We start from the raw sequence: 26,399 nt of genomic DNA, 5'->3' as shown, positions 1-26,399 counted from the left end.
GTTCGGGCAGCGGGAGGGAGGGGCGGTCAGTCCGGTTCCCTGAGCCGGTAGCCGACGCCGGTCTCCGTGGTGATATAGTGCGGCTGGTCCGGAATCTGCTCGATCTTTTGCCGCAGTTGCCGGACATAGACGCGCAGATACTGCACGTCAGCCGCCGGCCCCCATATCTGCTTTAGAAGAAACTGGTGTGTCAGCACCTTGCCGGCATGCTGGGCGAGCACGCGCAGGATGTCGTATTCCTTCGGCGACAATTTTATTTCGTTACCGTCGACCTTGACGATGCGCTTGACGAGATCGATCGACAGCCCGCCGGTCTGGAAGATCGCCTTTTCGCCCTGCTGCTGCAGGCGGTGGCGCAGCGCCACACGGATGCGGGCGCCGAGTTCGTTGATGCCGAAGGGCTTGGTGACGTAATCGTCGGCGCCGCTTTCCAGCGCCTTGACGATGCCGGCCTCGTCGGTGCGGCTGGAGAGAATGACGACGGGCATGGAGAGCCCTTCGTCGCGCCACTCCTGCAGCAGGTCGTAGCCTGATTTGTCGGGCAGACCGAGGTCGAGCACGATGAGGTCGGGCATGTCGTCGGCGACCGACTGACGGGCGGCGCTGGCGCTCGGCGCCTCCTGCACCTCGTAGCCCTGCGCGGTCAGGCCGACGCGAAGCAGCTTGCGGATCGGAGGCTCGTCGTCGACGACGAGGATTTTGACGGCTGAACCGGTCATCGGAGTTCATCCAGTTTCGGAATGTCGGTGGGTTTCGGCAGGCGGATGGTGAAGACGGCGCCCGGACGGCCCGTCCGGTTGCCGACGGTGATCGTGCCGCCCATCGCCTCGATGAAGCCGCGGCAGATGGAAAGGCCAAGCCCGGTGCCGGCGCGCACCTGATCGCCCTTGCGTACGCGGTAGAAGGTGTCGAAGACGCGGGTGAGATCGGCCGGCGGGATGCCCGGACCTTCGTCCGAAATCTGCATGACGACGTTGTCGGCATCGGCCCAGCCGCCGATATGGATCACCGATCCCTCGGGCGCGTATTTCGCGGCATTGTCGAGCAGGTTGAAGATCACCTGCTCGAACAGGACAGGATCGACGCGCACCATCGGCAGGTCGGCAGGGATGCTCATCTCGGTCTTGTGGTGATCGAGGATCTTTGCGGCACGGCGCAGCGCGCTGCCGACGATGTCTCCGGCATAATGCAGCGCGTGGTTCGGCTCCATCGCGCCGGATTCGATCTTGGTCATGTCGAGCAGGTTGGCGATGAAGCGGTTGAGGCGTTCGGATTCGTCGACGACGGTCGACAGCAGGTCGCTGCGGTCCTCCTCCGGCATCGAGGCGAAATAGTCGCGCAGCGTGCCGGCGGCGCCGAGGATGGCGGCCAGCGGCGTCTTCAGGTCATGCGAAATCGATGTCAGCAGGGCCGAGCGCAACCGGTCCGCTTCGGCCGCAAGTCTTGCCCGGTCGACATCGGCGACGAGCTGAATGCGTTCGATGGCAAGGGCCGCCTGGTCGGCCAGCGCATCGAGCAGCCGCTGTTGCTCTGGCGTCAGCAGTGGTCCGTCGCGGCGGTCGCTGTCGAGGCCGATGACACCGACAGCGGTGCGCCCGGTTCGGAGCGGCACATAGAGGCGTTTGGCGCCGGGCAGGGTATCGGCGCCGCGGCCGGCGGCATGATTGTGTTCCCAGGCCCAGCGGGCGGCGGCGATATCGGCATCGTCCAGCGTGTCATCAGGGGGATAACCGGCCTTGACGGCAATGCTACCCTCTTCCGGCAGCAGCAGCACGACGCGGACCTTCAGCATCGAGGCGAGCTGGAAGGCCGTCGCCCAGAGAACGTCGTCGAGCGTGCCGGTGCCGGCGAGCTTTTTCGAGAAGAGATAGAGGTCTTCAGTCGTGCGCGCCCGCTGGCGGGCGGCGGCCGCCTGGCGCTGCACGGTCGCGGTCAGGTTACTGGCGATGATGGCGACACCCAGGAAGAAGAACAGCGCGAGCACGCTTTCCGGATCGCTGATCGTCAGCGTGTAACGCGGCGGTAGGAAGAAGAAGTTGAAGGACAGCGCGCTGAGGATGCAGCTGTAAAGGGCCGGTCGCAGGCCGTGGAGGACGGCGGAGGTCAGCACCGCCATCAGGAAGACGAGGGCGAGGTTGCGCACGTCGAGCACTTGGTCGAGCACGACGCTGACGCCGAGCGCGATGGCGACATAACCGGTTGCCAGCAGGTAGGCCCTGAAATCCAGCTCAGGCGCAACCGCCGCAGCCCTGACGCCACGCGCGGTAGTGCCGTCCTTCTCGTTGCCTGAAATGACATGCACGCTGATCTCGCCGGTCTTACGGATCAGCTCGTCGGTGACCGAGCGGCTCCACCAGTCGCGCCATGTCGGCTTCTTCGGAGCGCCGATGACGATATGGGTGACGTTGTTGGCGGTGGCGTGGCGGACGAGCTCTTCGGCGACTTCGCGGCCGGGAAGGGTGATCGCCTCGCCGCCGAGCTGCTCGGCAAGGCGCAGCGTGGCGGCGACGATATCGCGCTCAGCTTCCGACAGATTGATCGAGCGGTTGGTCTCGATATAGACGGCAGCCCAGGGCGCGCGCAGGCGCGAGGCCATGCGGGCGGCATAACGCACCAGCGAAGCGGAGCGCGGATGATGGTCGACCGAGACGAGAACGCGTTCGCCCGCCGCCCAGGGGCCTGATATGGCATGGGCCTGCATATGGGTGAGCAGCTGGTCATCGACGCGCTGTGCGGTCTTGCGCAACGCGAGTTCTCTGAGCGCCGTCAGGTTGCCGGGCGTGAAATAATTGGTCAGGGCCCGCTCGGCGGTGCGCGGCATGTAAACCTTGCCGTCATGCAGGCGCTTGATCAGATCATCCGGCGTCAGGTCGATGATCTCGACGTCGTCGGCAAGGTCGATGATCGAGTCCGGCACCGTCTCGCGCACGCGGATGCGGGTGATCTGCGAGACGACGTCGTTCAGGCTTTCGACATGCTGGATATTCAGCGTCGTATAGACATCGATGCCGCGATCGAGCAATTCCTTGACGTCGAGATAGCGCTTCGGATGGCGGCTGCCCTCGGCATTCGTATGGGCGAGTTCGTCGACCAGCACGAGATCAGGCCGGCGGGCGAGGATGCCGTCGAGGTCCATTTCCTCGAGTGGCCGGCCCTTGTAGCTGATTTCAACGCGAGGGATGATCTCGAAGCCGGTGACGAGCGCTTCGGTCTCCTTGCGGCTATGGGTCTCGACGACGCCGATGACGACATCGAGACCGTCGGCGATCTTGGCGCGGCCGGAGACGAGCATCTCATAGGTCTTGCCGACGCCGGGGGCCGCTCCGAGAAAGATCTTCAGACGGCCGCGCGTCTCAGCCCGGGCTTTTTCGAGAAGCGCATCGGGCGAGGGCCTGCCGGCCTGGTCGCGATTGTCGTCTGGCATGTGGTTCGGTCTTTCTGCAGAGCGCTGCCCGGGTGGCGCTACCGCGGATAGGAAGGAACGGGTGCGCCCAGCCTGGCAGGGTCACTGAGTCATAGAAGCATCAAGGGTCTGATTCAACGCCAGAACATTGACCGTAGGTTCGCCGAGAATGCCGAGTTCGCGGGTTTGAACGGCGCCGTCGACCAGTGCCTTGACCTTGGCTTCATTCATGCTGCGTGCCTTGGCGACGCGCGGTACCTGGAAATAGGCCGCTTCCGGCGAGATATGGGGATCGAGGCCGCTGCCTGAAGCCGTGACGAGGTCGGCGGGGACATCGGCCGTCGGGTTCGCCGCCTTGGCTGCCTCGTAGTCACCCTTGACGCGATCGATCAGCTTCTGGCTGGTCGGGCCGAGGTTAGAGCCGCTGGAGGCAGCCGCATTGTAGCCGTCGCCGGCGGCCGAGGGGCGGCCGTGGAAATACTTGTCGCTGGTGAAGGCCTGGCCGATCAGCGTCGAGCCGATCACCTGGCCGTTCTTCTCGATCAGGCTGCCGTTCGCCTGGGTCGGGAAGAGGGCCTGGGCAGCACCCGTCATGGCGAGCGGATAAAGCAGGCCGGTGATGGCGGTGGTGGCGACGATCATGACGATTGCCGGACGAAGTTCTTTCAACATTATCTTACTCCTTGGAGTGTTCTTTTGCGAAGAGCTCCGGTTCCGATCCTCTCGGAACCGGGATGGCTCCAGGCCTTAGAGCGCCGTGCGTCCTTTCGGACGCACAAAGGACGCTCTAACTCTTTGAATCTACGCATCGTGCTTTCCGAAAATCGATTCCGATTTTCGGGCCGATGCGCTAGGCGAGGCCGAGGGCTGCGACAGCCATGTCGATCGCCTTGATGCCGATGAAGGGGACGATGATGCCGCCGGCACCATAGATCAGCAGGTTGCGCGACAGCAGCGCGCCGGCGCCGATCGGACGGTAGCGCACACCCTTCAACGACAGCGGGATCAGCGCGATGATGATCAGCGCATTGAAGATGATCGCCGAGAGGATGGCGCTTTGCGGCGTCGATAATCCCATGATGTTCAGGACGCCGAGTTGCGGGTAGAAGGTCAGGAACATCGCCGGGATGATGGCGAAGTACTTGGCGATGTCGTTGGCGATCGAAAACGTCGTCAGCGCGCCGCGCGTCATCAGGAGCTGCTTGCCGATCTCGACGATCTCGATGAGCTTTGTCGGGTCCGAGTCGAGATCGACCATGTTGCCGGCCTCGCGGGCGGCGACCGTGCCGGTGTTCATGGCGACGCCGACATCGGCCTGGGCAAGTGCGGGCGCATCATTGGTGCCGTCGCCGCACATGGCGACGAGCTTGCCCTTCGCCTGTTCCTCGCGCATCAGCGCCAGCTTCATCTCCGGTGTTGCCTGGGCGAGGAAGTCGTCGACGCCGGCTTCGGCTGCGATGGCGGCTGCCGTCAGCGGGTTGTCACCTGTGATCATCACCGTGCGGATGCCCATGCGGCGAAGTTCGGTGAAGCGCTCGCGGATACCGCCCTTGACGATGTCCTTCAGCTGGATGACGCCGAGCAGCCTGCCGTCGCGGGCGACGGCCAGCGGCGTGCCGCCTGATTTGGCGACTTCGTCGGCGATCGACTGCAGTTCGCGCACGACCTCGCTGCCGTTTTTCGAGGATGAATCGCCGTTGACATAGGTCAGCACGGCATCGACCGCACCCTTGCGGATCGAGGCTCCTTGGAGATCGACGCCGCTCATGCGGGTCTGGGCGGTGAAGGGCACGAAGGTTGCCCTGAGGCTTGCCATGTCGCGGCCGCGGATCGCGTATTTCTCCTTGGCGAGCACGACGATGGAGCGGCCTTCCGGCGTCTCGTCGGCAAGCGAGGCGAGCTGGGCGGCATCGGCGAGATCCTGCTCGGACACGCCGCGAACCGGGCGGAAGGTCGTCGCCTGGCGATTGCCGAGCGTAATCGTGCCCGTCTTGTCGAGCAGCAGCGTGTCGACGTCGCCGGCGGCTTCGACCGCGCGGCCGGACATGGCGAGCACGTTGAAGCGGACGAGGCGGTCCATGCCGGCAATGCCGATCGCCGAGAGCAGCGCGCCGATCGTCGTCGGGATCAGGGTGACGAAGAGGGCGACGAGCACGATGATCGGGATCGAGCCGCCGGCATAGATGGCAAAGCTCGGGATCGTCGCGGTGGCGAGTACGAAGATCAGCGTCATACCGGCGAGCAGGATGTTAAGGGCGATCTCGTTCGGCGTCTTCTGGCGCTCCGCACCTTCGACGAGCGCGATCATCCGGTCGATGAAGGTCGAGCCGGCAGCCGCGGTGATGCGGACGCGGATCCAGTCGGACAGCACCTGCGTGCCGCCGGTGACGGCCGAGCGGTCGCCGCCGGATTCGCGGATGACAGGGGCGGATTCGCCTGTTATCGCCGCTTCGTTGACGGAGGCCACACCTTCGATGACTTCGCCATCCGACGGGATGATGTCGCCGGCCTCGACGAGCACGAGATCACCGACCTTGAGGCTGGTGCCCGGCACCATGCGGTAGCCGCTGCCATTGTTGGCGGTAAACAGTTTGGCCTGGGTTTCGGTGCGCGCCTTGCGCAGCGAGTCGGCCTGCGCCTTGCCGCGGCCTTCGGCGACGGCTTCGGCGAAATTGGCAAACAGCACGGTGAACCAGAGCCAGAGATTGATCTGGAACGAGAAGCCGAGATTGCCGTTGCCCGCCACCAGATCGCGCAGGAAGAGAACGGTGGTCAGCACCGAGACGGTGGCCACGACGAACATGACCGGGTTTCTGGCGAGTGCGCGGGGGTTGAGCTTCTTGAAAGCGGCCCCCACGGCCGGAATGAGGATGCGAGAATCCATGGCGCTCGCGGATTTTGCCTGGCTCATAAGAGACTCCAGCTTTGAAATGAGGATGGCGAACCGGAAGCCGGTCAGCCCTGTAGGATTTTGAAGATGGCGGCGATGACGAGGAGGCCTGCCATCATCACCAGGATGATGTCGGAGGCTTGGGGTCTCGGGCCATTCCCTCGTCCCGGCGCACCGGGACGAGGGTGGAAGGCGTTGCGAAGCCTGTGACGGAGGATCATGGCATCACCTCAGAAGGTCTGGCCGGCGATCATGACCAGGTGCTCGACGACGGGGCCGAGCGCCAAGGCCGGGAAGAAGGTCAGGCCGCCGACGATCAGGATCGTACCGACAAGCAGGCCGACGAAGAGCGGACCGTCGGTCGGGAAGGTGCCTGCCGAGGCCGGAACCGTCTTCTTGGCGATCAGCGAGCCGGCGATGGCAAGCGCCGGGATGATGACCAGGAAGCGCCCGGCGAGCATGGCGATGCCGAGTGTCACGTTGTACCAGGGCGTATTGCCGGTCAGGCCGCCGAAAGCCGAGCCGTTGTTGGCCGCAGCCGAGGTATAGGCATAGAGGATTTCAGAGAAGCCGTGCGGACCCGCGGTGCCGATCGAGGCGACGGCGGAAGGCAGCGCCGTGGCGATCGCGGTGAAGACCAGCATGGCGAGCGGCAGGCAGAGGATGGCGAGAACGGCCATCTTCATTTCCTTCGCCTCGATCTTCTTGCCGAGATATTCCGGCGTGCGGCCGACCATCAGGCCGGCGACGAAGACGGCGACGATGATGAACAGCAGGATGCCGTAGAAGCCAGCGCCGACACCGCCGACGATGATTTCGCCGAGCTGCATGTTGATCAGCGGGATGAGGCCGCCAAGTGCCGTGAAGCTGCCGTGCATCGCATTGACAGCGCCGCAGGAGGCGGCCGTGGTGATGACCGCAAAGAGCGAGGATAGGGCCACGCCGAAGCGGACTTCCTTGCCCTCCATGTTGCCGCCGCCAAGACCAAAGGCGTGCATCAGCGGGTTGCCGGCAGCCTCCGCCCAATAGGTGATGCCGACGCCTACGATGAACAGGACGCCCATCGTGGCAAGGATCGCCCAGCCCTGGCGCTGGTTGCCGACCATGCGGCCGAAGACGTTGGTCAAAGCCGCACCGATTGCGAAGATCGAGACCATCTGGATGAGGTTCGAGATCGCATTCGGGTTTTCGAATGGATGGGCCGAATTGGCGTTGAAGAAGCCACCGCCATTGGTGCCGAGCATCTTGATTGCAAGCTGCGAGGCGACGGGGCCGACGGCAATCGTCTGCTGCGCGCCTTCGAGCGTGGTCGCATTGACATAGGGCCCAAGCGTCTGCGGCACGCCGAGATAGACGTAGACGATGGTGAGCACGATGCAGATCGGCAGCAGGATGTAGAACGTGCCGCGGATCATATCGACCCAGAAATTGCCGATCGCCTTGCCCGACGCGCGCGAGAAGGCACGAATGAAGGCGACAGCGATCGCCATGCCGGTCGCGGCCGACAGGAAGTTCTGCGCCGTCAAACCGGCCATCTGGGTCAGGTAGGACAGGGTGCTTTCGCCGCCGTAGTTCTGCCAGTTGGTGTTTGTGGGAAAGCTGACGGCGGTGTTGAACGAAAGCTCCGGCGGGACGGCGGCCATGCCGGCCGGATTATAGGGCAGGATGTCCTGCAGGCGCAGGAGCGCGTAGAGGACGAGGACGCCGAGCAGGTTGAACATCAGCATCGCGAAGGCATAGGAGGTCCAGTGCTGCTCCTCGCGCTCGCTGGTGCCGGCAATACGGTAAAGCCCCCGTTCGATCGGAACGAGGACTGGGGAGAGGAATGTGCGCTCGCCATTGTAGACACGCGTCATGTAACCGCCGAGCGGTTTGACGAGCACGAGGACGATCCCGCAGTAAAGCAGGATCTGAAGCCATCCGTTGAGGGTCATGGAGGTAAACTTTCAATACCCGGCTGCTTCTCGGCTGCGCATGGGCGACCTCAGAAGCGCCAGTTCTCTTCAAAAGCGTTCTGGGCGAAGGAGAGCGTAGGTGAGGTAAGCGGTGAGAAACACGGTCACGGCACCGCTCAAGACATAATCGAGGGTCATCGTGGTTCTCCTGTCAAAGCCTGTCGCAGGCTCGAGCGTAGGCAAAGCACAGCGCGAAGAATATGATCGCCGTGGCGAGTAGAATGATATCCATCAAGATCGTGACTCCTGTTGTTCTTCTTGGAGTCAGACAAGACAAAGGGCGTTGGGAGGCCGCCTTTCATGCTTTCTGGCGTGGAGATGATCTTTCGATCTCTCGGACATCAATATGGAGCCGAAGGGCATAAAGGTTCGAGACGGACGACGGGCCATCTATATAAAAATCTTATAAATGCCCTTACGGGGCCGCTCGTCGTCGGACCAGGCTGGCGGAGTTTTCGGGCGGGTCGCTGCCGGTGTTGTACCTTCCGGCAAATCTGCGTGAGCATTTTACCATTTGTTGAGCAAAAGCCTCTTCAATCTGGTTGAATTGGCAAGGCTTCGGGCTTTATAGTCGGCTTCAACGCTGCCCGATGGAGTCATGGGCAAGCCACTAGGGAAGGAAACCGACGATGACCAAAGTCCGCGCGCTTGTCCTCGAGCGCCAGCATGAGCTTGCGCTCCGCGATATCGATCTGCCGCTCGAAACCGGCCCCGGCGAGGTGAAGATCAGGATCCACACAGTCGGCGTCTGCGGTTCGGATGTGCATTATTACACCCACGGCAAGATCGGCCCCTTCGTCGTCAACGCGCCGATGGTGCTCGGCCATGAGGCGGCGGGCACGGTGGTCGAGGTCGGAGCCGGCGTCACGCATCTAACAGTCGGCGACCGCGTCTGCATGGAGCCCGGCATTCCCGATCCGAATTCCAAGGCAAGCCGGCTCGGCATGTACAATATCGACCCGGCCGTCACCTTCTGGGCGACCCCGCCGATCCACGGCGTGCTGACGCCAGAGGTCGTGCATCCCGCCAATTATACCTTCAAGCTGCCTGACAATGTCAGTTTCGCCGAAGGCGCCATGGTCGAGCCCTTCGCCGTCGGCATGCAGGCGGCCACCAAGGCGAAGATTACGCCTGGTGATACCGCCGTCGTCCTCGGCGCCGGGCCGATCGGCACGATGGTGGCGATCGCGGCCCTTGCCGGCGGCTGCGCCCGCGCGATCGTCGCCGATCTTGCCCAGCCGAAGCTCGATATCGCCGCACAGTACCAGGGCGTCATTCCGGTGAATATCCGCGAGAAGAACCTGGCCGAAGAGGTTGCCCGGCTGACCGACGGCTGGGGCGCCGATGTCGTCTTCGAATGCTCCGGCTCGCCGAAGGCGTGGGAGACGATCATGGCGCTGCCGCGCCCGGGTGGCGTCATCGTCGTCGTCGGCCTGCCGGTTAACCCGATCGGCTTCGACGTCTCGACGGCATCCACCAAGGAAATCCGCATCGAGACGGTGTTCCGCTACGCGCATCAGTATGAGCGCTCGATCGCGCTGCTCGGCTCGGGACGCGTGGATCTCAAGCCGCTGATATCAGACACCTTCAAATTCGAAGATTCGATCAAGGCGTTTGATCGCGCCGTCGAGGCCCGGCCAAGCGACGTGAAGCTGCAGATCGTGATGGAATAGGGCGCTACAGCGCTTCTATGAGTGCCTGGCGCTCAGTTTCATCTTGCGAAAGGCAAGAGCCGCGCCTGCAACGACAGCTGCGGCTCCGACTGCGATCAGCAGGTGGCGGTGAAGGGGAAGGTGGCCCAATGTCTGTTCGATGCCATTCCCGAACACGTAACCGAGCCCTGTGAACAGCTGCCCCCATACCAACGCGGCCGCGGCATTCAGGATAATGAATTTAACGGTCGCAATTCGCGTTGTCCCGATGACGATCGGGCTGATCGTCCGCAACCCGACCAGGAAACGAAACGCGAGGATGAAGCCTGTGGGGTATCGTTCCAGAAGCCGGGTTGCGCGCGCCAGCGTCGGTGTTTCCATCAGCCGGCGGACGAGACCCCATCGAGTGGCATAACGGCCGGCGAAGAACCAGAACTGATCGCCGGCGAAGGATCCTGCCGTTGCCGCAAGCGACGCCGACCAATAGGTCAGCAGCCCGCGGTGGGAAATCACGCCGCCAAGGAAGGCGGCTGTTTCGCCTTCGAAGGCTGCGCCCAGAAATATCGCCAACAGGCCGTAGTGCTCGATCAGCAGTTCGATAGACACGCAGCTGTCCTCGGCCCGGGGTTTCTACAGCTAAACTGGCTTCAAATCCCCAAGCAGCGTCGGGATCAGCTCCGACACCGTCGGATGGATCGGCACCGACCATTGCAACGCGGGATAGGTCGTTCCTGCATTCATCGCGTCTATGATGCCGTGGATCACCTCGTCGCCCTCGATGCCGAGGATCGCCGCACCGAGGATTTTTTTGGTCTCGGCGTCGGCAATCACCTTCATGAAGCCCTTGGTCTCGCCGCGCTCGTTGGCGCGGCCGACGCGGCTCATCGGCCGGGTCGAAATCATGATCTTGCGTCCCGAGGCACGCGCCTGCTTCTCCGTCATGCCGACGCGGCCAAGTGGCGGGTCGATATAAAGCGCATAGGCCAGGATGCGGCTCGAGACCTTGCGATCATCGCCGTCGAGCAGATTGGCCGCGGCGATCTCGAAATCATTATAGGAGGTGTGGGTGAAGGCGCCCCGGCCGTTGCAATCGCCGAGCGCCCAGATGCCGTCGACATTGGTGGCAAGGCTATCGTCGACGGTGATATAGCCGTGCTTGTCGGTGATGACGCCGGCGGCATCGAGGCCGAGATCGTCGGTGTTCGGCTTGCGGCCGGTGGCAATCAGCACATGGCTCGCATCGATCCTCGCTGAATCGGTGGCGACCGTTATTCCGTCGCGGCTTCTGGCGAAGGCGATGTCGCTGGCGCCGGTATGAATGTCGATGCCCTCCGAGCGCAGGACATCGGCGATGGCGTCCGATATATCCTCGTCCTCGCGCGATGCGAGCTTCGGGCCGTGCTCGATGATGCTGACTTCGGCGCCGAAGCGGCGATACATCTGTGCGAATTCCAGCCCGATATAACTGCCGCCGATGACCGCCAGATGCCGGGGCAGCCTGTCGAGATGGATGATCGAGGTGCTGGTGAGGTAATCGATATCGTTGATGCCTGGCAGGTCGGGGATGACGGGGCGCGCGCCGACATTGAGGAAGATGCGCGGTGCGGTCAGCGTCTCGCCGTTGACGCTGACGGTCTTCGGGTCCTCGAAACGGGCGTGGCCGGAGATCACGGTCATGCCGTCCATGCCGGCGAACCAGCCGATCAGGCCGTTGCGGGCGTTCATAGTCACGGTTTCGGCGCGCGCCCTGACCACCTTCATGTCGATGGCGATCTCGCCTGGAATATTGACGCCGTAAGCAGCACTGTTTCTTGCGACATGGGCGGCGCGGGCGCTGGCGACCAGCGTCTTCGTCGGCATGCAGCCGGCATTGACGCAGGTGCCGCCGAGGAACTTGCGCTCGATCAGGGCGACCTTCATGCCTTTTTCGACCATCCTGGCGGCAAGAAACGGGCCGGCCTGGCCGGCGCCGATAACGATGGCGTCGAAGCTTTTCATGCGACGGCCCCCACGATCAGCACCGCGGCGATGACGGCGACGGCATCCTCGATGAGAGCAGCTGGCAGATCCTTGCCGAAGGAGGCAGCAAGCCTGCCGCGGACGGCGGCGCCACCATATGTTCCGATGACGGCGCCGATCACGCCGGCGATCAGCCCGCCGAAGAGCAGGCTGCTGGCGGCTCCGATCGTCGCCCCTGCGAGCGCGCCCGTGACGATGCGGGCGCCGAATTGCACCGGCACCTTACGCGACGGCGTCGATGGCAGCTGGTCGGTGATCAGTTCGACGACGGCGAGAAGCGTGAGGATCCACGGCGTCCATTGGTAGCCCATGAAGGCAAGCGGAGTCTGCGAGACATCGAACCAGCCAAGCGCCGCGCCCCAGGCGACGGCGGCGGGCGCCGTCATGGCGCGAAGCCCGGCAATGACACCAATCAGCAATGCAAGAAGCAGAAACATGCATGATCCCCTTTTTGCCGGCTCGTGCCGCCGTCAGGGAAGGTTGCACATTGTCAGGCGCGTGGCAATTCGCCCTTTCGCGCCAATGTGCTAAAGCGCGTCGCGTCGAATCGGAATCATGTGACGCGCTTTAGGTCTTTGTTTTATGCATGCCGTTGTCCCAAAACCGCTGCACACTTTTGGGCGGCATGCATTAGAGCGCCGTGCGTCCTTTCGGACGCACAAAGGACGCTCTAACATCCTTGAATCTACGCATCGTGCTTTCCGAAAATCGATTTCGATTTTCGGGCCGATGCGCTAGTTCGCAAAAGCGGCAATGCCGGTGATCGCCCGGCCGATGATCAGCGCGTGGATGTCGTGCGTCCCCTCATAGGTGTTGACCACTTCGAGGTTGACGAGATGACGGGCGATGCCGAATTCGTCGGAGATGCCGTTGCCGCCGAGCATGTCGCGGGCCGCGCGCGCGATCTCCAGCGCCTTGCCGCAGCTGTTGCGCTTGAGGATCGAGGTCAGCTCCACCGGCGGATGGCCTTCCTCCTTCATGCGGCCAAGCCGCAGGCAGCCCTGAAGGCCGAGCGAGATCTCCGCCGCCATGTCGGTGAGCTTCTTCTGGATCAGCTGGTTGGCGGCAAGCGGCCGGCCGAACTGCTTGCGCTCGAGCGTGTATTGCCGGGCTCTCGCATAACAATCCTCGGCAGCACCGAGTGCGCCCCAGGCGATGCCGAAACGGGCCGAGTTGAGGCAGGTGAACGGTCCCTTGAGGCCGGTCACATCAGGCAGAAGGTTTTCCTCAGGTACGAAGACCCCATCCATCACCACCTCGCCGGTGATCGAGGCACGCAGGCCGACCTTGCCGTGGATAGCAGGCGCCGAAAGTCCTTTCCAGCCCTTTTCGAGGATGAAGCCGCGGATAAGGCCGTCCTCGGTCTTTGCCCAGACGACGAAGACATCGGCGATCGGCGCGTTGGAGATCCAGGTCTTCGAGCCGGTGAGGCTGTAGCCGCCGTCGACCTTTTTAGCGCGTGTCGCCATCGAGCCGGGGTCGGAGCCGTGATCCGGTTCGGTCAGGCCGAAGCAGCCGATCCATTCGCCGGTGGCGAGTTTCGGCAGGTATTTCAGCTTCTGCGCCTCAGACCCGAAGGTTTCGATCGGCACCATCACCAGTGAGGACTGGACGCTCATCATCGAGCGGTAACCGCTGTCGACCTTTTCGACCTCGCGGGCGATCAGGCCGTAGGCGACGTAACCGAGGCCGGCGCCGCCATATTCCGGCGAGATCGTCGGGCCGAGCAGGCCGAGTTCGCCCATTTCGCGAAAGATCTCGGGATCGGTCTTTTCATTGCGGAATGCGTCGAGAACGCGGGGCGCGAGCTTTTCCTGCGCATAGGCGTGGGCGGTATCCTGCACCATGCGCTCTTCATTGGTCAGCTGCTCCACCAGGCGGAACGGATCGGCCCAGTCGAAAACCTCGCGCGTATGCTGCATGGTGGCGTCTCCTCAGCTTGCCTGGCTCAAATTGGCCATAAACCCGCCAGCCGACCGCGTCAACAGATTGCGGCCGCGTCGAAAAGACGGGCCGCGCCATCTTTTCAAAAGCGTCGGCATGATCCACTTTGCCAGCGATCGATTCTGGAACGAGGAGGCGGAAATGTCGTCAAGCGATCTGTTCGTATCGGCCGAAGGCGCCGAATGGGTCAATCCCGAGCCCGGCGTCGTCAGGCGCATCATGACCTATCTGCCCGAGATGATGATGGTGGAAGTGGCCTTCGAAAGCGGCGCGGTGGGTGCGGCTCATTCGCATCCGCACATCCAGGCCAGTTACGTCGCCGAAGGCAGTTTCGAAGTGACGATCGATGGCCGGACCGAGGTGCTGAAACAGGGCGGCAGCTTCATCGTACCCCCCAATCTGGTCCACGGCGTCAAGGCGCTGGAAAAGGGCCGGCTGATCGATGCTTTCACTCCGCACCGGGCCGAATTCCTGAAGTAGTCAGGTTTCCACCTTTGCCCGGCGCGTCGGGCCGGCGGCGGTGACGTAGGGTGGCACGAAGCGGGCATCCTCGCCGCGAACCGCCTCGCGCAGAAAATCGATGACGGCGCGCACGCGCGGCGCCTGTTTCAGGTCGCGGTGGCAGGTGATCCAGTAGTGGCGCTTGAGGTCGATCTCGTCTGGCAGCACGCGCACGAGTTCGGGATAACGGCTGGCGAAGAAATAGGGCAGGATGCAAAGGCCGAGACCGTTTCTCGTGGCGGTCAGCTGCGCGAAGATGCTGGAGCTCTGGAACTGCGGCTTGATGCGCGGGTGCACGTCGCCGAGGTAATCGAGGCCCGGCGCGAAAATCATCTCCTCGATATAGCTGACGAAGGGATGCTCAAGCAGGTCTTCCCGGCAGGTGATCGGCGCGGCCTTCGCGAGATAGTCGCGCGAGCCGTAGACCTGCAGGTGGTAGTCGGTCAGCTTTTCGGCAAAATAGGCCCCGCCTTTCGGCTCGTCGAGCACGACGGAAAGATCGGCTTCCTTGCGCGACAGCGACATGATCTGCTGGATCGTCACCAGCTCGAGCGCCAGATGCGGATGCTGGGCGGCAAATTGCGGCAGCACGGTCGCGAAAAAGAAATTGGCAAACCCTTCCGGCGCGCTGAGGCGCACGAGGCCGCGCTGCGCCATCGAGCCGGCGGCAAGATCGGCGCGCAGCCGCTCGGTTTCCTGCTCCATCCTCTCCGCCGTTTCGACAAAGCGCGTGCCCATGGCGGTCAGCACATAGCCGCGCGGATTGCGCTCGAACAGCTTGACCTTGAGGGTGAACTCCAGCCGATCGATGCGGCGCGAGACGGTGGCATGGCTGGAGCGCAGCTGGCGGGCGGCCGTCGACAGCTGTCCAGTGCGGGCGACGGCTAGAAAAAACTGCAGATCGTCCCAAGTAAACTGCGGTGGATTGTTCATCACGATCCTCTCTGTTCAAAAACGAACAGATACTGTTTGGAATTAGTTGTAAATCACCCGTTGCCTCAGGGCGGAATTTCCGTGATCGTAAGGTGAGGGTCCGTCGTTCTGAGGAGGACGACTGGCCAAATTTGAACAGATCCGCAATCTGACCAATCTCTGGGAGGAGAGAATATGCGTAAGAATCTCATTGCATCAGTTGCATTTCTGCTTGCGAGCAGCACTGCGGTGCTCGCGCAGAGCGCGACCGACGGCAAGGTCAAGATCGGTATCCTGAACGATCAGTCGGGCGTCTATGCCGATTTCGGCGGCAAGTCCTCCGTCGAAGCCGCCCAGATGGCGGTTGAGGATTTCGGCGGCAAGGTGCTTGATGTGCCGGTCGAGATCGTCAATGCCGACCATCAGAACAAGGCGGATATCGCCTCCAACATCGCCCGCCAGTGGTACGATACCGAGCAGGTGGATGCGATCATGGAGTTGACGACCTCGTCGGTGGCGCTCGCCGTGCAGGCGATCGGCAAGGAGAAGAAGAAGATCGACATTGTCACCGGCGCGGCGACGACGGATCTCACCGGCAAGGCCTGCTCGCCTTATGGCTTCCATTGGGCCTACGATACGCATGCACTGGCCGTCGGCACTGGCGGCGCGCTCGTCAAGCAGGGCGGCGACAGCTGGTTCTTCCTGACCGCCGACTATGCCTTCGGCTACTCGCTGGAGCAGCAGACCAGCGATTACGTCAAGTCGAGTGGCGGTACGGTCGTCGGCGCCGTCCGCCATCCGCTGTCGAGCCAGGACTTCTCGTCCTTCCTGCTGCAGGCGCAATCATCAGGCGCCAAGGTGATCGGTCTTGCCAATGCCGGCCTCGACACCTCGAACGCCATCAAGCAGGCGGCCGAATTCGGCATCACCCAGGGCGGCCAGCATCTGGCGGCGCTGCTCTTCACGCTCGCCGAAGTGCATGGTCTCGGCCTCGAGGCGGCGCAGGGGCTGACGCTGACGGAAGGTTATTACTGGAACCGCGACGACGAGAGCCGCGCCTTCGCCAAGAAGTTCTTCACCCGTACCGGCAAGATGCCGAACATGGTCCATACCGGCACCTATTCGGCGGTGACGCAATATCTGAAAGCCGTGCAGAAGGCCGGCACCGACGAAACGGAAGCCGTCGCCAAGCAGCTGCATGAAATGCCTGTCGATGACGTCTTCGGCCGCGGCGGCACGGTTGGCGCCAATGGCCGCATGATCCACGACATGTATCTGCTGCAGGTCAAGAAGCCTTCCGAGAGCAAGGAGCCGTGGGATTACTTCAACGTGCTCGCCACCATTCCCGGCAAGGAAGCCTATATCGATCCCGCCAAGAGCGGCTGCAATCTGGTGAAGTAAGCACGATGGCGGTTTCCGCAATTGAAACTCAGGAAAAGCCGCGGGTGGTGCTATCCGCCCGCGGCCTGCGCCGCGATTTCGGCGGCTTCACGGCCGTCAAGAACGTCGATCTGGATGTGCATGACGCAAGCGTGCATGCACTGATCGGCCCGAACGGCGCCGGCAAGACCACGGTCTTCAACCTGCTGACCAAATTCCTGCAGCCGACCTCAGGCACGATCACCCTGATGGGCGTAGACATCACGAAAACGCCGCCCGACAAGGTGGCGCGCATGGGGCTGGTCCGCTCCTTCCAGATCTCGGCGGTCTTCCCGCATCTGACCGTTCTCGACAATGTGCGTGTGGCGCTGCAGCGGCCGAACAATCTTTCCACACAGTTCTGGCGGCCGCTTTCGGCACTCGACCGGCTGAACGAGCGCGCCGAGCAACTGCTCGCCAGCGTCGGGCTTTCCAAGGAGCGCGACCACATCGCTGCTGATCTTTCCTATGGCCGCAAGCGCGTGCTGGAGATCGCCACCACATTGGCATTGGATCCGAAGGTGCTGCTACTCGACGAACCGATGGCCGGCATGGGGCAGGAGGATGTCGGCGTCGTCTCCTCGATCATCCGCGAGGTCGCCCGCGACCGCGCTGTATTGATGGTCGAGCACAATCTCTCCGTCGTCGCCAATATCTGCCAGCATGTCACCGTGCTGCAGCGCGGCGAGATCCTCGCCGAGGGCGACTATGCGACCGTCAGCCACGACGAGCGTGTGCGTGTAGCCTATATGGGCACGGAGGAGCATTGATGCCCACTCTCCTCGAAGTCCAGGGGCTCAATGCCTGGTACGGCGAAAGCCACGTCCTGCACGGCGTCGACATGCGCGTGGCCGAAGGCGAGACGATCACCATTCTCGGCCGCAACGGCGTCGGCAAGACGACGACGCTGCGCACCATCACCGGCATCGTGCGGGCCCGCAAGGGCAAGATCAGCTTTGACGGCAGCGATATGATGCAAGTGCCGCTGCACAAGACGGCGCATCGGGGCATCGGCTTCGTGCCGGAGGAGCGCGGCATCTTCTCGACACTGACCGTTTCTGAAAACCTGCTGCTGCCGCCTGTCGTGGCAGAGGGCGGCATGACGCTCGACGAGATCTACGAACTTTTCCCCAATCTCTACGAGCGCCGCGGCAGCCCGGGCACCAAACTGTCAGGCGGCGAGCAGCAGATGCTGGCGATCGCCCGAATCCTCCGCACCGGCGTCAGGCTGCTCATTCTCGACGAACCGACGGAAGGGCTTGCCCCCGTTATCGTCCAGCGTATCGGCGAGGTGCTGAAGACGTTGAAGGAGCGCGGCATGACGATCCTGCTCGTCGAGCAGAATTTCCGTTTCGCCAGCCGTATTGCCGATCGCTTCTATCTGATGGATCATGGGCAGATGGTGTCGGAATTCCCGATTGGTGAACTGCCGCAGCGCATGGATACGCTGCACAAGGTTCTGGGAGTGTGACCAGATGACGATGATCTTCGACATTCCCCTAAACTCGCTGCTCAGCCAGCTGCTGGTCGGCCTGATCAACGGCTCGTTCTATGCGCTGCTCAGCCTCGGCCTCGCCATCATCTTCGGCCTGCTCAGGGTGATCAACTTCGCCCATGGCGCGCAATATATGCTCGGCGCCTTCGTCGCCTATCTGCTGCTGACCTATGCCGGCATCGGCTACTGGCCATCGCTGATCCTGGCGCCGGTTATCGTCGGCCTTGCCGGCGCTATCATCGAGCGGCTGTTCCTGCGCCGGCTCTACGATCTCGATCCGCTTTACGGCCTGCTCTTCACCTTTGGGCTGGCGCTGGCGGTCGAGGGCACCTTCCGTTATCTCTATGGCTCCTCCGGCCAGCCTTATAAGGCGCCCACCGCCCTTGCCGGCGCGGCCAACCTCGGCTTCATGTTCCTGCCGATCTATCGCGGCTGGGTGGTGGTCGCCTCGCTCGTCGTCTGCCTCGGCACCTGGCTGCTGATCGAGAAGACCAAGCTCGGCGCCTATCTTCGTGCCGCCACCGAAAATGCCGTACTGGTGCAGGTCTTCGGCGTCAACGTGCCGGTGCTCTTGACGCTCACTTACGCGCTCGGCGCCGGTCTCGCCGCCTTTGCCGGCGTGCTGGCGGCGCCGATCTACCAGGTCTCGCCGCTGATGGGCTCGAACATGATCATCGTCGTCTTCGCCGTCGTCGTCGTCGGCGGCATGGGATCGATCATGGGCGCGATCATCACCGGTTATATGCTCGGCATCGCCGAAGGCCTGACCAAGGTCTTTTATGCCGAGGCTTCCAACATCGTGATATTCGTCATTATGGCGATCGTGCTTCTCATCAGGCCCGCGGGCCTCTTCGGACGGGATGCCTGACATGGCTGACATGACCGAAACCATCCAAACGGAAAAAAGCCGGACCGCCCTTTCGGTGCAGGCGGGTTTCCTGCTTGCGGGACTGCTGCTCCTGCTGCTGGCGCCGTTCTTTTTCTATCCGATCTTCCTGATGAAGCTGCTCTGCTTCGCGCTCTTTGCCTGCGCCTTCAATCTGCTGCTCGGTTATACCGGCCTGCTGTCCTTCGGCCACGCCACCTTCTTCGGCGGTGCTGCCTATTTCACCGCCTATACGGTGAAGGCATGGGGCCTGCCGCCGGAGCTCGGCATCCTGATTGGCGTGGCGGGGGCAGCCTTTCTCGGCCTCGTCATGGGCTTCTTCGCCATCCGTCGCCAGGGCATCTATTTCGCGATGATCACACTGGCGCTGTCGCAGATGTTCTTCTTCTTCTGCCTGCAGGCGGAGTTCACCGAAGGCGAGGACGGCATCCAGTCGGTGCCGCGCGGCCACCTCTTCGGCTTCATCGATCTGAACAGCTCGACCAACATGTATTATTTCGTGCTGGCTGTCTTTCTCGTCGGCATCCTGATCATTTGGCGCTTTATCAATTCGCCCTTCGGCATGATCCTGAAATCGATCCGCGAGAACGAACAACGGGCGATCTCGCTCGGTTATTCGGTGGCGCGCTACAAGCTCGGCGCCTTCGTCATGTCGGCGGCGCTTGCAGGGCTCGCGGGCGCGGTGAAATCGATCGTCTTCCAGTTCGCGACGCTGACCGATGTCGCCTGGCAGATGTCGGGCGAGGTGATCCTGATGACGCTGCTCGGCGGCATCGGCACGCTGATCGGCCCGCTCTTCGGCGCCGGGCTGGTGGTGGTGCTGGAAAATTACCTCGCCACCTCGGAATTCCCGGTGACGATCATCACCGGCATCGTCTTCATGGTCTGCGTGCTGATCTTCCGGCGCGGCATCATCGGCGAATTCTACGCCTCGCGGCTGGGGCGGAAACTGGGCTTCGTCTATCGCCGCTGAACGGGCGGACCTCTCTCCCCGGAAGGAACCCTCTTTTCCGGGAAAAGAGACGGGCGGCGGCGCTGCGACTCTTCCTCTCCCCGTGCTGCGGGGAGGGGGAAGCGGCAAGCATCTGGAGTCTCGTGCGGGGCATGGATCGTTACGACTACATCATCATCGGGGCAGGCAGCGCCGGCTGCGTGCTCGCCAACCGGCTGTCTGCCGATGGCCGGAGCCGGGTGCTGCTGCTCGAAGCCGGCGGCAGCGACAACTATCACTGGATCCATATTCCGGTTGGTTATCTCTATTGCATCAACAATCCGCGTACCGACTGGTGCTTCACCACGGCGCCGGAAGCGGGATTGAACGGCCGGGCGCTGAGCTATCCGCGCGGCAAGGTGCTCGGCGGCTGTTCGTCGATCAACGGCATGATCTACATGCGCGGCCAGGCGCGCGATTACGACCTCTGGCGGCAGATGGGCTGCAGCGGCTGGGGCTGGGACGATGTTCTGCCCCACTTCCGCAAGTCGGAGGACTTTTATCGCGGCGAAGACGAGATGCATGGTGCCGGCGGCGAATGGCGCATCGAGAAAGCGCGTGTGCGCTGGGCGGTGCTCGATGCCTTCCAGCAGGCGGCCAGAGAAGCCGGCATTCCGGAAACCGCGGATTTCAACCGCGGCAGCAACGAGGGCTCCGGCTATTTCGACGTCAACCAGCGCTCCGGCATTCGCTGGAATACCTCGAAGGCCTTCCTGCGCCCGGCGATGAGGCGCTCCAACCTGACCGTGCTCACCAAGGCGCAGGTCCGGCGGCTGCTGGTGGAGGAAGGCGCCGTTGCCGGCGTCGAGTTCCAGCATCGTGGCGTGGCAAAACGCGCCTATGCCGCCAAAGAAACCATCCTTTCAGCCGGTTCTATCGGCTCGCCGCATATCCTCGAACTGTCGGGCATCGGCAGGGGGGAGGTTCTCAGACAGGCGGGCGTCGATGTCGTCACCGAGGTCAAGGGTGTCGGCGAGAACCTGCAGGACCATCTGCAGCTGCGTCTGGCCTACAAGGTGACGGGGGTTCCGACGCTGAACGAGAAGGCGACGAAGCTGATCGGCAAGGCGGCGATCGGGCTCGAATATCTCGTCCGCCGCTCCGGGCCGATGGCGATGGCGCCGAGCCAGCTCGGCATCTTCACCCGATCGGGCCCGGACCGGGAAACGCCAGATCTGCAATATCATGTGCAGCCGGTCTCGCTGGAGAAGTTCGGCGATCCCGTCCATCCTTTCCCGGCAATCACCGCGAGCGTCTGCAATCTGAGGCCCGAAAGCCGCGGTTCGGTCCACCTGTCCAGCCCGGATTTTGCCGCCCAGCCGACGATCAGCCCGAAATACCTCTCGACGCAGCGCGATCGTGACATAGCTGTCCGTTCAATACGGTTGACGCGCAAGATCGTCGCGCAGCCTTCGTTTGCCCGTTTCAGGCCGGAGGAATTCAAGCCAGGGCCTGCCTATCAGACGGAGGCCGATCTGGAGCGGGCGGCGGGTGAGATCGGCACGACGATCTTCCATCCCGTCGGCACCTGCCGCATGGGCGCCGACAGGGACAGCGTCGTCGATCCCAGGCTGAGGCTCCGGGCGCTCGGCAAGCTGAGGATCGCCGACGCCTCGGTGATGCCGTCGATCACCTCGGGCAACACCAATTCGCCGACCATCATGATCGCCGAAAAGGCGGCAGCGATGATCCTCGAAGACAATCGATAGGAGAAGACCATGGCAAGGATCGCATTCATCGGCCTCGGCAACATGGGTGGGCCGATGGCGGCCAATCTGGTCAAATCAGGTCACGAGGTCCTCGGCTTCGATCTGGCGGCTTCGGTACTGAAGGCCGCCGAGGAGAGGGGCGTCAAGCCGGCAAGCCATGCCAGCCAGGCGGTCAAGGATGCGGAGATCATCATCACCATGCTGCCGCAAGGCAGACACGTGCTGACGGCCTGGACCGATATCCTGCAGTCCGCCGCGCAAGGCACGCTGGTCATCGATTGTTCGACCATCGATGTCGAAAGCAGCCGCAAAGCGCATGAGATGGCCAAGGCCGCAAGCTGCCTGTCGCTCGACGCTCCCGTCTCCGGCGGCACGGGCGGGGCGACCGCGGGCACGCTGACCTTCATGGCCGGCGGCTCGGAAGACGCCTTCGCCAAGGCAAAACCAATCCTCGAGGCCATGGGAAAGAAGATTGTCCATTGCGGCGAGGCCGGCGCCGGCCAGGCGGCGAAGATCTGCAACAACATGATACTAGGCATCTCGATGGTGGGCGTCTGCGAAGCCTTCGTGCTTGCCGAAAAGCTCGGCCTCTCGCATCAGGCGCTGTTCGACGTCGCCTCGACCTCGTCGGGCCAGTGCTGGTCGATCAATACCTATTGCCCGGTGCCCGGACCGGTGCCGACCTCGCCGGCGAACAACGACTACAAGCCGGGTTTTGCCGCGGCACTGATGCTGAAGGATTTGAGGCTTTCACAGGAAGCGGCGCTAGCGAGCGGCGCCTCCACGCCACTTGGCGCGGAAGCAGCGCAGCTTTATGCGCTCTTCGACAAACTAGGACATGGCGGAAGGGACTTTTCCGCCATCATCGAGATGTTCCGCGAGAAGGCGTAAGCAGCACCGCAGCGCGCCGTGAACCGCTCAGCCATCATTGCTGAACCTCCTTTCGCGAAAGCAGCCAGATTAGATAGGGGCCGCCGATCAGCGCCGCGAAGAGGCCGACCGGCACCTGGTAGGGGTAGATGACGACGCGCGACAGCCAGTCCGCCGCCATCAGCACGCCGGCGCCGAAGAGAAGGCTCGCCGCCAGCTGGTGGCCCGGGGCGCGAAAGCCGGCAAGGCGGGCAAGATGCGGCGCAATGAGACCGGTGAGGCTGAGTGGTCCGACAAGGAAGGAGGCGATCGCCGTCATTAGCGCGGCGAGGACGGCAAGCGCCAGTCGGCTTGCCCCGACATGAAGGCCGATGGCACGGCTGGGCCCGGCGCCAAGCGGCAGGATCGTCAGCCAGCGGCTGAGGAAGGGCAAGGGTGCTGTCAGCACGACGAGCGAGACGATGGCCGTCCAGGCTTCGAAGGCGCCGGCGCGGTTGGTCGAGCCGGAAAGCCATGTCAGCAGGATATAGCCGCGCATATCGCCTTGGGCGAGCACCATGGTGACGATCGCCATGGCGAAGGCGCCGATGCCGACGCCGGCTAGCAGCATGCGTTCCGGCGAGAATTGGGCGCGGGCTGATATGGCGATCATCGCAAGGAAGGCGGCCAGCGCGCCGAGCGCCATGGCAAGCAGCATGATGATGGGCGAGGGGAAGCCGAAGAGGAAGAGCGCCACGGTCAGACCCGCACCGGCACCGCTGCTGACGCCCAGCACTTCGGGGCTGGCGATCGGATTGCCGGTGACGCGTTGCATGATGAAGCCGGCTGCCGCCAGCATGGCTCCGGCCCCGGCTGCCACAATCGTTCGCGGCAGTCGGAAGGGCAGGAGATCGGTCAAGAGCGAGCCGGTCGCGATATGCCAGCCGTCCTCGGCAGGGCCGAGGGTGAGGACGACGGCAAAGATCAGGGCGAAGGAAGTAAAGAGCGCGCCAAGGGCCAGAAGCGGCTTGGTGAGCCTGTTCAGCGCTGCGGTCGACTGGGCGGCAACGGCGGAAACGGAGTGCACGCTGGGCAGCAGGCAGAGCAATAAGGGACCGCCGAGCAGGGCGGTCGCGGCTCCCGTCGGGGCAAGGTCGGTAAAGCCGGGGCCGAGGATCTGGGTGAGGCAATCGGTCAGGAACAGCAGACCGGCGCCCATCAGCGGCGCTGTCAGCATCAGTTTGCCGGTGCTGCGCGCGCCGGCAAGCCTTGCGATCGCGGGTGCTGCGAGCCCGATGAAGCCGATCACGCCGACCTCTGATATCACCGAGGCGGCAAGCCAGACGGCGAGCGCGACGATCGCCAGGCGGGTCGAATGCAGGGCAAGGCCGAGGCTCCTGGCGCCGCTGTCGTCGAGGGCAAGGATGCGGAGTGGCCGTACCAGGAGTAGAGCGGCGGCAAAGCCGAGGATAAGCCTGGGCCCGAGCGAGAGCGCACCGTTCCAATCCTGCTGACTGAGCGAACCGGCGCCCCAGATATAGATCGACATGGCATATTCGCCGCGCGAAAGGATCAGCGTGACGCTGAGGGCCGAGGCGATGAGGCTGACGATCAGGCCGGAGAGTGCCACGGTCAGCGGATCGAGCCCGCGCCGCCAGCTCAAAGCCAGCACGATGGCGACAGCCGCGAGACCGCCGCCGAAGGCGGCCATCTCAAGCGAAAATCCGATGAGCAGGGGCGAGAAGCCCATGGCCGCCGTCATTGCCAGTTCCGCCCCGGAGGCAATGCCGAGCGTGGAAGCATCGGCGATCGGATTGCGCAGGACGCGCTGCAGCAATGTACCGGAAAGGCCGAGTGCCGCGCCCGCGATCAGTGCCAGCATGGCGCGGGGCATGATGCTGTTCCAGAGCAGCACCCCGTTCAGCATGGCTGCGTCGGCATCGCCCTGCGGAACCTCAGGACGCGTTACGATGAGGAGTGCGAAGGCCGCAATGCAAAGTACGGGCAGTAATATCGCGAAGACGGGCGTGCCCGCGCTTCCTACGGGCTTGGCGCGGCTAACCATTCCATGCATGTTGAAGCCCCTCCGCCAGAAGATCGGCAAAGCGGCCGGCCGCCGGCAGTGCGCCATAGGGATTGATCGAGCCGAGCATCAGCACGCGTTTTTCGCGCACGGCCGGCAACGCATTCCAGAAGCTGCTGGTCGCGAGCGTGGCGAGCGCATCGGCCGGGTGTGGCGGGATCATCACGATCCAGGCGTCAGGCATCGATGCCAATATCTCGATGCCGACGGGAGCGGCGGCCGAGTAGCTGGTCTGAGCCTGCCAGGCATTGGTGAGGCCGACGCGTTTCAGCACCTCGCCGAACATGCTGTCGGAGCCGAAGACGCGAAAATGCCTGGCATCGCCAAGATTGATCGGGATCACCGAGCGCCCGTCGCCGGCGGCAAGGAGAGCCCGGTAACGGTCGAGCCTGGCTGCAAGCTCTTCGGTCAACTGTCTGGCAGTGGCAAGCTGCAGGCGCTCGCCGATTGCAAGTGTGGCCTGTTCGGCGAGCGCGAAGGGGCTTTCGCCGGGTTTGTAGATCGCATGGCTTTCCACAGGCGCGACCCCGCGCATACGTTCGTCTGCCCAGGCATAGAAGTTCGAGTTGAAGATCAGGTCCGGGCGTGCAAACCGCAGCACCTCGAAATTCGGCGTGCCGCGCAGACCGAGATCGGCGGTCGTGGCCGGCACGTCAGGCGTGATCGCCACCTCGCGGAATTGGCGCAGTTCCGTTGCCGCAACGACATTCCCCCCGATCGCCAGCAGGGTTTCGAGCAGCGCCCAGTCGAGCGTTGCGACGCGCACGCTCTCCGCCGCCCGCGAATACGCGGGGACGGAGAGCGAGGCCGCCGCACCGGCCAGAAACTGTCTGCGGGAGAAATACGCCATTGCCTACAACAGATAGCTGACCGGCTCGTTTCGAACCGGATGCGGGAAGACGCCCATGCCGACGCCGAAGATCGACTGCAGCGTGTCGGCCTGCATGATCTCGGAGGGCGTGCCCTCGGCAGTGATCCGGCCGCGGTTGAGCGCGATGATCGCGTCGCAATAGCGCGCGGCGAGGTTGATATCGTGCAGCACGATGATGACGGTCAGCCCGCGTCCATGGCTGAGTTCCTTGACCAGCGAGAGCACGCTGGCCTGATGGGCGAGGTCGAGCGCCGACGTCGGCTCGTCGAGCAGCAGGCAGCGGGCGTCCTGGGCGAGCATCATGGCGATCCAGGCGCGCTGGCGTTCGCCGCCGGACATGCTGGCGACGAGACGATCGGCAAAATCCTCGAGCTCGGTGCGGACGATCGCCTCCTCGACCATGTTGCGATCCGTCGCGGTGAAGCGGCCAAGCGTGCCGTGCCAGGGAAAACGGCCGAGCGCCACAAGTTCCCGCACGGTCATCCCGTCGGTCGCCGGCGTGAATTGCGGCATGTAGGCGACGTGCCGGGCAAAGGCCCGGCTGCCCCAGTCACCCGCCGGCCTGCCGTCGAAGGAGATGGCGCCGGATTTCGGCCCGACCTGGCGGGCGATGATCTTCAAAAGAGTGCTCTTGCCGGACCCGTTCGGCCCCACCAGTCCGTAAATGCGGCCGCGCTCAAGCGTCAGGTCGATGTCGGACAGGATGGATTTCGGCCCGATGGCATAATCTATCGCCGACAGGGCAAGGAAAGGCGAAGGCATAGTCTGCTCCAGTTCGGCGCCGCAACGGGTTCGGGAGGGCAGGCCCTCCCTTTCCCCA

Annotated in this window: 23 protein-coding genes; 9 read left to right on the top strand and 14 right to left on the bottom strand. The window is 63.4% G+C overall.

The window, feature by feature from the left end:
* Nucleotides 1-26: 26 nt before the first annotated feature.
* The 6 genes from RWJ89_RS06125 to kdpF form a co-directional block, all read right to left on the bottom strand.
* Nucleotides 27-719 (bottom strand): response regulator transcription factor, encoded by a 693-nt coding sequence (locus tag RWJ89_RS06125; RefSeq protein ID WP_168282167.1) that lies wholly within the window; start codon nucleotides 717-719, stop codon nucleotides 27-29.
* Nucleotides 716-3,424 (bottom strand): sensor histidine kinase KdpD, encoded by a 2,709-nt coding sequence (locus RWJ89_RS06120; RefSeq protein ID WP_316030703.1) that lies wholly within the window; start codon nucleotides 3,422-3,424, stop codon nucleotides 716-718. Before RWJ89_RS06120 ends, RWJ89_RS06125 begins: the two co-directional genes overlap by 4 nt.
* An 81-nt stretch (nucleotides 3,425-3,505) precedes the next feature.
* Nucleotides 3,506-4,075, bottom strand: coding sequence for a potassium-transporting ATPase subunit KdpC (gene kdpC / locus RWJ89_RS06115; RefSeq protein WP_131662309.1), 570 nt, complete (start codon nucleotides 4,073-4,075; stop codon nucleotides 3,506-3,508).
* 178 nt (nucleotides 4,076-4,253) lie between these two features.
* The gene (kdpB, locus tag RWJ89_RS06110; protein WP_316030702.1) at nucleotides 4,254-6,314 is read right to left on the bottom strand and encodes a potassium-transporting ATPase subunit KdpB; all 2,061 of its coding nucleotides are present in this window, start codon (nucleotides 6,312-6,314) and stop codon (nucleotides 4,254-4,256) included.
* A gap of 209 nt (nucleotides 6,315-6,523) precedes the next feature.
* Nucleotides 6,524-8,227: a potassium-transporting ATPase subunit KdpA gene (kdpA, locus tag RWJ89_RS06105; RefSeq protein WP_131662307.1), complete on the bottom strand. Its 1,704-nt coding sequence runs from the start codon at nucleotides 8,225-8,227 to the stop codon at nucleotides 6,524-6,526.
* A 69-nt stretch (nucleotides 8,228-8,296) separates the two neighbouring features.
* Nucleotides 8,297-8,386: a K(+)-transporting ATPase subunit F gene (gene kdpF / locus RWJ89_RS06100; RefSeq protein WP_077980151.1), complete on the bottom strand. Its 90-nt coding sequence runs from the start codon at nucleotides 8,384-8,386 to the stop codon at nucleotides 8,297-8,299.
* Nucleotides 8,387-8,877: 491 nt separating this feature from the next.
* Between kdpF and RWJ89_RS06095 the strand changes: the two genes are divergently transcribed.
* Nucleotides 8,878-9,921, top strand: a complete 1,044-nt coding sequence (locus RWJ89_RS06095; RefSeq protein ID WP_316030701.1) for an NAD(P)-dependent alcohol dehydrogenase — start codon at nucleotides 8,878-8,880, stop codon at nucleotides 9,919-9,921.
* A 15-nt stretch (nucleotides 9,922-9,936) separates the two neighbouring features.
* Here the strand turns inward: RWJ89_RS06095 and RWJ89_RS06090 are convergent, their stop codons facing one another.
* The 4 genes from RWJ89_RS06090 to RWJ89_RS06075 all read right to left on the bottom strand — a co-directional run bounded on the left by RWJ89_RS06090 (nucleotide 9,937) and on the right by RWJ89_RS06075 (nucleotide 13,841).
* A complete protein-coding gene (locus RWJ89_RS06090; RefSeq protein WP_316030700.1) occupies nucleotides 9,937-10,506 on the bottom strand; it encodes a DedA family protein in 570 nt (189 codons plus the stop codon).
* 30 nt (nucleotides 10,507-10,536) lie between these two features.
* Nucleotides 10,537-11,898 carry an FAD-containing oxidoreductase gene (locus RWJ89_RS06085; RefSeq protein WP_316030699.1) on the bottom strand — a complete coding sequence of 454 codons (1,362 nt, stop codon included), beginning with the start codon at nucleotides 11,896-11,898 and terminating at the stop codon, nucleotides 10,537-10,539.
* Nucleotides 11,895-12,356: a DUF4126 domain-containing protein gene (locus RWJ89_RS06080; RefSeq protein ID WP_168282178.1), complete on the bottom strand. Its 462-nt coding sequence runs from the start codon at nucleotides 12,354-12,356 to the stop codon at nucleotides 11,895-11,897. The genes RWJ89_RS06085 and RWJ89_RS06080 overlap by 4 nt, the downstream gene beginning before the upstream one ends.
* A gap of 297 nt (nucleotides 12,357-12,653) precedes the next feature.
* Complete coding sequence (locus tag RWJ89_RS06075) at nucleotides 12,654-13,841, bottom strand: acyl-CoA dehydrogenase (RefSeq protein ID WP_168282180.1); 1,188 nt, start codon at nucleotides 13,839-13,841, stop codon at nucleotides 12,654-12,656.
* A gap of 163 nt (nucleotides 13,842-14,004) precedes the next feature.
* Between RWJ89_RS06075 and RWJ89_RS06070 the strand changes: the two genes are divergently transcribed.
* On the top strand, nucleotides 14,005-14,343 hold the full coding sequence (locus RWJ89_RS06070; protein WP_011655128.1) for a cupin domain-containing protein: 339 nt from the start codon (nucleotides 14,005-14,007) through the stop codon (nucleotides 14,341-14,343).
* On the opposite strand, the gene RWJ89_RS06065 is transcribed toward RWJ89_RS06070, so the two are convergent.
* Entirely contained in the window at nucleotides 14,344-15,297 is a 954-nt protein-coding gene (locus RWJ89_RS06065) for a LysR family transcriptional regulator (protein WP_077980145.1), read from the bottom strand.
* 174 nt (nucleotides 15,298-15,471) lie between these two features.
* On the opposite strand from RWJ89_RS06065, the gene RWJ89_RS06060 reads away from it, so the two are divergent.
* The 7 genes from RWJ89_RS06060 to mmsB all read left to right on the top strand — a co-directional run bounded on the left by RWJ89_RS06060 (nucleotide 15,472) and on the right by mmsB (nucleotide 22,667).
* Nucleotides 15,472-16,677, top strand: coding sequence for an ABC transporter substrate-binding protein (locus tag RWJ89_RS06060; protein ID WP_077980144.1), 1,206 nt, complete (start codon nucleotides 15,472-15,474; stop codon nucleotides 16,675-16,677).
* 5 nt (nucleotides 16,678-16,682) lie between these two features.
* Nucleotides 16,683-17,465, top strand: coding sequence for an ABC transporter ATP-binding protein (locus RWJ89_RS06055; RefSeq protein ID WP_316030698.1), 783 nt, complete (start codon nucleotides 16,683-16,685; stop codon nucleotides 17,463-17,465).
* Nucleotides 17,465-18,166, top strand: a complete 702-nt coding sequence (locus RWJ89_RS06050; RefSeq protein WP_168282182.1) for an ABC transporter ATP-binding protein — start codon at nucleotides 17,465-17,467, stop codon at nucleotides 18,164-18,166. The genes RWJ89_RS06055 and RWJ89_RS06050 overlap by 1 nt, the downstream gene beginning before the upstream one ends.
* Nucleotides 18,167-18,170: 4 nt before the next feature.
* The gene (locus tag RWJ89_RS06045) at nucleotides 18,171-19,058 is read left to right on the top strand and encodes a branched-chain amino acid ABC transporter permease (protein ID WP_168282184.1); all 888 of its coding nucleotides are present in this window, start codon (nucleotides 18,171-18,173) and stop codon (nucleotides 19,056-19,058) included.
* Nucleotide 19,059: 1 nt separating this feature from the next.
* Nucleotides 19,060-20,049 carry a branched-chain amino acid ABC transporter permease gene (locus RWJ89_RS06040; RefSeq protein WP_168282186.1) on the top strand — a complete coding sequence of 330 codons (990 nt, stop codon included), beginning with the start codon at nucleotides 19,060-19,062 and terminating at the stop codon, nucleotides 20,047-20,049.
* A gap of 131 nt (nucleotides 20,050-20,180) precedes the next feature.
* Nucleotides 20,181-21,776 carry a GMC family oxidoreductase gene (locus RWJ89_RS06035; RefSeq protein WP_316030697.1) on the top strand — a complete coding sequence of 532 codons (1,596 nt, stop codon included), beginning with the start codon at nucleotides 20,181-20,183 and terminating at the stop codon, nucleotides 21,774-21,776.
* Nucleotides 21,777-21,785: 9 nt separating this feature from the next.
* Nucleotides 21,786-22,667: a 3-hydroxyisobutyrate dehydrogenase gene (gene mmsB, locus RWJ89_RS06030; RefSeq protein WP_077980139.1), complete on the top strand. Its 882-nt coding sequence runs from the start codon at nucleotides 21,786-21,788 to the stop codon at nucleotides 22,665-22,667.
* A 34-nt stretch (nucleotides 22,668-22,701) separates the two neighbouring features.
* Here mmsB and fhuB read toward each other — a convergent pair whose 3' ends face one another.
* From fhuB to RWJ89_RS06015, 3 genes are read right to left on the bottom strand one after another with little or no spacing between them, the layout of a single operon-like run.
* Nucleotides 22,702-24,690, bottom strand: coding sequence for a Fe(3+)-hydroxamate ABC transporter permease FhuB (gene fhuB / locus RWJ89_RS06025; RefSeq protein WP_168282222.1), 1,989 nt, complete (start codon nucleotides 24,688-24,690; stop codon nucleotides 22,702-22,704).
* Entirely contained in the window at nucleotides 24,683-25,558 is an 876-nt protein-coding gene (locus RWJ89_RS06020) for an ABC transporter substrate-binding protein (protein WP_222061366.1), read from the bottom strand. The genes fhuB and RWJ89_RS06020 overlap by 8 nt, the downstream gene beginning before the upstream one ends.
* A 3-nt stretch (nucleotides 25,559-25,561) precedes the next feature.
* Nucleotides 25,562-26,341: an ABC transporter ATP-binding protein gene (locus RWJ89_RS06015; RefSeq protein ID WP_222061368.1), complete on the bottom strand. Its 780-nt coding sequence runs from the start codon at nucleotides 26,339-26,341 to the stop codon at nucleotides 25,562-25,564.
* Nucleotides 26,342-26,399: the final 58 nt, after the last annotated feature.

Source organism: Rhizobium sp. 10PS4, assembly GCF_032464805.1.
Classification (GTDB): domain Bacteria; phylum Pseudomonadota; class Alphaproteobacteria; order Rhizobiales; family Rhizobiaceae; genus Rhizobium; species Rhizobium laguerreae.
The sequence above is the reverse complement of the archived record's forward strand: the minus strand, read 5'-3'. Positions and strand labels throughout refer to the sequence as shown.

Bases quoted from the DNA above. Each gene is read 5' to 3' on its own strand.
- RWJ89_RS06015 (WP_222061368.1), bottom strand. From the start codon at position 26,341: ATGCCTTCGCCTTTCCTTGCCCTGTCGGCGATAGATTATGCCATCGGG.
- RWJ89_RS06065 (WP_077980145.1), bottom strand. From the start codon at position 15,297: ATGAACAATCCACCGCAGTTTACTTGGGACGATCTGCAGTTTTTTCTA.
- RWJ89_RS06125 (WP_168282167.1), bottom strand. From the start codon at position 719: ATGACCGGTTCAGCCGTCAAAATCCTCGTCGTCGACGACGAGCCTCCG.
- mmsB (WP_077980139.1), top strand. From the start codon at position 21,786: ATGGCAAGGATCGCATTCATCGGCCTCGGCAACATGGGTGGGCCGATG.
- RWJ89_RS06070 (WP_011655128.1), top strand. From the start codon at position 14,005: ATGTCGTCAAGCGATCTGTTCGTATCGGCCGAAGGCGCCGAATGGGTC.
- RWJ89_RS06045 (WP_168282184.1), top strand. From the start codon at position 18,171: ATGACGATGATCTTCGACATTCCCCTAAACTCGCTGCTCAGCCAGCTG.
- RWJ89_RS06040 (WP_168282186.1), top strand. From the start codon at position 19,060: ATGGCTGACATGACCGAAACCATCCAAACGGAAAAAAGCCGGACCGCC.
- RWJ89_RS06020 (WP_222061366.1), bottom strand. From the start codon at position 25,558: ATGGCGTATTTCTCCCGCAGACAGTTTCTGGCCGGTGCGGCGGCCTCG.
- fhuB (WP_168282222.1), bottom strand. From the start codon at position 24,690: ATGGTTAGCCGCGCCAAGCCCGTAGGAAGCGCGGGCACGCCCGTCTTC.
- RWJ89_RS06055 (WP_316030698.1), top strand. From the start codon at position 16,683: ATGGCGGTTTCCGCAATTGAAACTCAGGAAAAGCCGCGGGTGGTGCTA.
- RWJ89_RS06075 (WP_168282180.1), bottom strand. From the start codon at position 13,841: ATGCAGCATACGCGCGAGGTTTTCGACTGGGCCGATCCGTTCCGCCTG.
- kdpA (WP_131662307.1), bottom strand. From the start codon at position 8,227: ATGACCCTCAACGGATGGCTTCAGATCCTGCTTTACTGCGGGATCGTC.
- kdpC (WP_131662309.1), bottom strand. From the start codon at position 4,075: ATGTTGAAAGAACTTCGTCCGGCAATCGTCATGATCGTCGCCACCACC.
- kdpF (WP_077980151.1), bottom strand. From the start codon at position 8,386: ATGACCCTCGATTATGTCTTGAGCGGTGCCGTGACCGTGTTTCTCACC.
- kdpB (WP_316030702.1), bottom strand. From the start codon at position 6,314: ATGAGCCAGGCAAAATCCGCGAGCGCCATGGATTCTCGCATCCTCATT.
- RWJ89_RS06080 (WP_168282178.1), bottom strand. From the start codon at position 12,356: ATGTTTCTGCTTCTTGCATTGCTGATTGGTGTCATTGCCGGGCTTCGC.
- RWJ89_RS06120 (WP_316030703.1), bottom strand. From the start codon at position 3,424: ATGCCAGACGACAATCGCGACCAGGCCGGCAGGCCCTCGCCCGATGCG.
- RWJ89_RS06085 (WP_316030699.1), bottom strand. From the start codon at position 11,898: ATGAAAAGCTTCGACGCCATCGTTATCGGCGCCGGCCAGGCCGGCCCG.
- RWJ89_RS06095 (WP_316030701.1), top strand. From the start codon at position 8,878: ATGACCAAAGTCCGCGCGCTTGTCCTCGAGCGCCAGCATGAGCTTGCG.
- RWJ89_RS06060 (WP_077980144.1), top strand. From the start codon at position 15,472: ATGCGTAAGAATCTCATTGCATCAGTTGCATTTCTGCTTGCGAGCAGC.
- RWJ89_RS06035 (WP_316030697.1), top strand. From the start codon at position 20,181: ATGGATCGTTACGACTACATCATCATCGGGGCAGGCAGCGCCGGCTGC.
- RWJ89_RS06050 (WP_168282182.1), top strand. From the start codon at position 17,465: ATGCCCACTCTCCTCGAAGTCCAGGGGCTCAATGCCTGGTACGGCGAA.